The organism is Marinobacterium halophilum, assembly GCF_003014615.1.
Lineage (GTDB): Bacteria > Pseudomonadota > Gammaproteobacteria > Pseudomonadales > Balneatricaceae > Marinobacterium > Marinobacterium halophilum.
The window spans coordinates 1-3,978 of the sequence record NZ_PYGI01000039.1; the positions used below are offsets into that span (position 1 = coordinate 1).

The window sequence follows — 3,978 nt, forward strand, 5'->3', positions numbered from 1 at the left end:
ACCGGCTTCGAGCTGCTCAAGGCTCCGGATATGGGCGAAACCGCACATCCGACCGCCGAGCAGCTGGCACTTATCGCTCAGCTTGACCCGCACAACCTGCGCGCGCGTCAGCTGAAAGATAACCCGCCGGGCATCCGCACCGCTACCACCGACCAGTAAACAGGAGCCTGTCATGACTGCAGCCAAGCAATCACCGGAATTTGTTCAGCGTGAAGACAAGGCGGTCTACGAGACCGAACAACCGGTGTTGTACCGGGTCGAAGATGGCATTGCCACCGTCACCATGAACCGTCCCGGCTTCAATAATGCGCAGAACTCACAGATGACCTACGCGCTGGACGCGGCCTTCCGTCAAGCGGTGGACGACGACAGCGTCAAGGTGATCGTGCTGCGGGGTGAAGGCAAGCACTTCTCTGCCGGTCATGACATCGGCACGCCGGGGCGAGACATCAACAAGGAATTTGAGCGCAGCACCCTGTGGTGGGACCACACCAACAAGCCGGGTGGCGAATACCTCTATGCCCGCGAGCAGGAAGTGTATCTGGGCATGTGCCGCCGCTGGCGCGATCTGCCCAAGCCGACCATTGCCATGGTGCAGGGTGCCTGTGTCGCCGGTGGCCTGATGCTGGCATGGGTCTGTGACCTGATCATCGCCAGTGATGATGCCTTCTTCCAGGACCCGGTTGTGCGCATGGGTATTCCGGGGGTTGAGTATTTTGCCCACCCGTTCGAACTTAACCCGCGTGTGGCCAAGGAATTCCTGTTCCTGGGTGACCGCATGAGCGCCGAACGTGCCCGTGAAATGGGCATGGTGAATCGCGTGGTTGGTCGTGAAGCCCTGGCCGATACCACCTATGAGATGGCGGCCAAAATTGCTCGTCAGCCGCGTATGGGGCTGGCGCTGACCAAGCAGGTGATCAATCACATTGAAGACCTGCAGGGCAAGCGCACGGGCATGGAAGCGGCATTTGCCTGGCATCATTTTGCCCATGTACACAACGAACAGATCTCCGGCGACCTGCTGGGCGGCTACGACGCCAAGGGCATGGTCAAGGCCAACAAGGCTGACGCCGCCACGAATAGCGAAAAGAGCAGCGGAGACAAGGCATGAGCAACACCCATCCGCTGTTGCAGACCGAGCTGACCCAGCGCCTGGGTTGCCGTTACCCGATCGTACAGACCGCCATGGGTTGGGTCTCCGACGCCAATCTGGTGATCGCGACGACCAAGGGCGGCGGTTTCGGCTTTCTGGCCGGTGCCACCATCGAGCCGTCGCAGCTTGAGGATGAGATCAAGAAGGTGATAGAGGCTACCGGTGGCAGTAACTTCGGTCTCAACTTTCACATGTTCCAGGAAAACGCGATGCAGTGCGTGGAACTGGCGATCAGCTACCGTCTGAAAGCGGTGAGCTATGGCCGTGGCCCGGACAAGGAGACCATTGGTCGCCTGAAAGCGGCGGGTGTGCTGTGCATCCCCACCGTGGGCGCGGTCAAGCATGCGATCAAGGCGGTCCAGCTGGGCGCAGACATGATCACCATCCAGGGCAGCGAAGGTGGCGGCCACACCGGTGGCGTACCGACCACCATTCTGTTGCCGCAAGTGCTGGATGCGGTCGATGTACCGGTGATCGCGGCGGGTGGCTACTCCACCGGTCGTGGTCTGGCAGCGGCACTGGCGGCGGGTGCCTGCGGTATCGCCATGGGTACTCGCTTCATGATGACCACGGACTCGCCAACACCGCAGCAGACGCTGGAGCGCTATCTGGCGGTACAGGATACGCAGAAGATACGCGTCACCCTGGCCGTGGACGGCATGCGTCACCGGATGGTGGAAAACGCCTTCATTCACAAGCTGGAAGGGGCCAGCCCGATGCGCAAGTTGTTGATTGCGCTGAGCAGTGCTCGCCAGTGGAAGCGCGAAACCGGCATGACCTTCGGGCATATGCTGAAGACGTTCTTCAAGGCCGTGAAGGAAGATCCGGCGCAGATGTCTCAGGTGGTGATGTCCGCCAATCAGCCGGTCCTGCTGCAGCGCTCCATGGTTAAGGGTTTTCCTGATGAGGGCATTCTGCCCAGCGGCCAGGTGGCCGCAGCTATCAACGAATTGGTCAGTGCACCGGAATTGATCGCCAAGATCGCCGGTGACGCTGAAACCTGCCTGGAAGTGCTGTGCCAACGCGCGGCCACCGGTCAGGCACTTGAGGAGGCTTCCTGAAATGAGCACAGCCCATACAGTACAGATTGAAAACGGCATTGCCGAACTGATCATTGCCAAGCCCCCGGTCAATGCGCTGGACAGTCGCGAGTGGTTTGAGCTGGCCGACGGCATTGATGCGCTGGGTCGCAATCCCGAGGTGCGCGTGGTGATTATTCGCGCTGAAGGACGTGGTTTTTGCGCCGGTGTCGACATCAAGGAGCTGGATCAGTATCCCGAGCGTATTGTTGACGTTAACGGCGGCAACTATGCCACCTTCAAGGCGATTCATCGCTGCGACGTGCCCGTCATCGTAGCGGTACACGGCTTTGTGCTGGGTGGTGGTATCGGCATCACCGGCGCCGCTGACATTGTGTTTGCGTCCGAGTGTGCCACCTTTGCGCTGCCGGAAGTGGACCGTGGTGCGATGGGCGGTGGTGCCCACCTGCAGCGTTTGTTCCCGGTACAGAAAGTACGCCAGATGTTTTTTACCGGTGAAACGGTGACGGCACAGGAAGCGGACCGCTACAACTTCATTGAAGCGATCGTACCCAAGGATCAGTTGCGCGAAACGGCACTGGCAACCGCCGCCAAAATCGCCGCCAAGAGCCCGGCCATGATCCGTATCGCCAAAGAGGCGCTGAACGGCATCGAGGACGGCAACCTGGAAGACAAATACCGCTGGGAGCAGGGCTTTACGATGCAGGCCTACACCAGCCCGGATTCGGCGGAAACCCGCCGTGCCTTTGTCGAAAAACGTGACGCCAATTTCTGAGGTTCGCCATGGATCTGAACTATACCCCCCGTCAGCAAGCCTTCCGCGAAGAAGTGCGCAGTTGGCTCAAGGCCAACCTGCCGACCGAGAAGCTGGCCAGCTACGACTCCCGCGAAGGGTTCGAGCAGCACCGTGAGTGGGAGCGCAAGTTGTTTGAAGCGCGTCTGTCGATGGTGATGTGGCCGGAAGAGCTGGGCGGTCGCGGCTGCGACCTGACCGAGTGGCTGATTTTCGAAGAAGAATACTACGGTGCCGATGCACCGATGCGAGTCAATCAGAACGGCCAGCTGTTGCTGGGCCCGACGCTGATGGAATTCGGCACTGAAGAGCAGAAAAAACGCTTCTTGCCACGCATGGCGGCCAGCGATGACATGTGGGCGCAGGCCTGGTCCGAGCCCAACGCCGGTTCTGATATGGCGGCGATCTCCTCCAAGGCGATCCGCGACGGCGATCACTATGTGATCAACGGCCAGAAAACCTGGTCGACCCGCGCCATTTATGCCGACTGGTGCTTTGGTCTGTTCCGTTCAGATGCCGATTCCAGCCGTCACCACGGTCTGTCGTTCCTGATGGTGCCGCTGGATGCCGAGGGTGTGACGATCCGTCCGATCAAGGCGCTCAACGGCAAGGATGCATTCGCCGAGATCTTCTTCGATAACGTGCGCGTGCCGGTTGAAAACCGTATCGGTGACGAAGGTCGTGGCTGGCATGTTGCCATGGCAACGGCCGGTTTTGAACGTGGCCTGTTGTTGCGTTCACCGGCCCGTTTCCAGCAGCCGGTGCGTAAGCTGATCGAGCTGTACAAGGCCCATCAGACCCATGCCGACCGTGATCCGAGTATCCGCGATGCGGTGATGGATGTCTGGGCGGGTGCCGAAGCCTACGCTCTGTCGGCGTATCAGTCCGTGAGCCGTCTGGCCCGTGGCGAGAAGATCGGTGCCGAATCCAGCATCAACAAGATTGTCTGGTCCGAGCTGGATCTGAAGATTCACGAGACCGCGATGCGCATT

The 3,978-nt window shown here is 60.1% G+C and carries 4 protein-coding genes; all 4 read left to right on the forward strand.

Features of this window, described 5'->3' with window-relative positions; genetic code table 11:
- Positions 1-172: 172 nt before the first annotated feature.
- Positions 173-1,111 carry an enoyl-CoA hydratase gene (locus CLV44_RS17085; RefSeq protein WP_106593330.1) on the forward strand — a complete coding sequence of 313 codons (939 nt, stop codon included), beginning with the start codon at positions 173-175 and terminating at the stop codon, positions 1,109-1,111.
- Positions 1,108-2,214 carry an NAD(P)H-dependent flavin oxidoreductase gene (locus tag CLV44_RS17090; protein WP_106593331.1) on the forward strand — a complete coding sequence of 369 codons (1,107 nt, stop codon included), beginning with the start codon at positions 1,108-1,110 and terminating at the stop codon, positions 2,212-2,214. Before CLV44_RS17085 ends, CLV44_RS17090 begins: the two co-directional genes overlap by 4 nt.
- A gap of 1 nt (position 2,215) precedes the next feature.
- Positions 2,216-2,968 carry an enoyl-CoA hydratase family protein gene (locus CLV44_RS17095; protein ID WP_106593332.1) on the forward strand — a complete coding sequence of 251 codons (753 nt, stop codon included), beginning with the start codon at positions 2,216-2,218 and terminating at the stop codon, positions 2,966-2,968.
- 8 nt (positions 2,969-2,976) lie between these two features.
- The coding region (locus CLV44_RS17100) for an acyl-CoA dehydrogenase family protein (protein WP_106593333.1) at positions 2,977-3,978 on the forward strand (1,002 nt) is incomplete at its 3' end.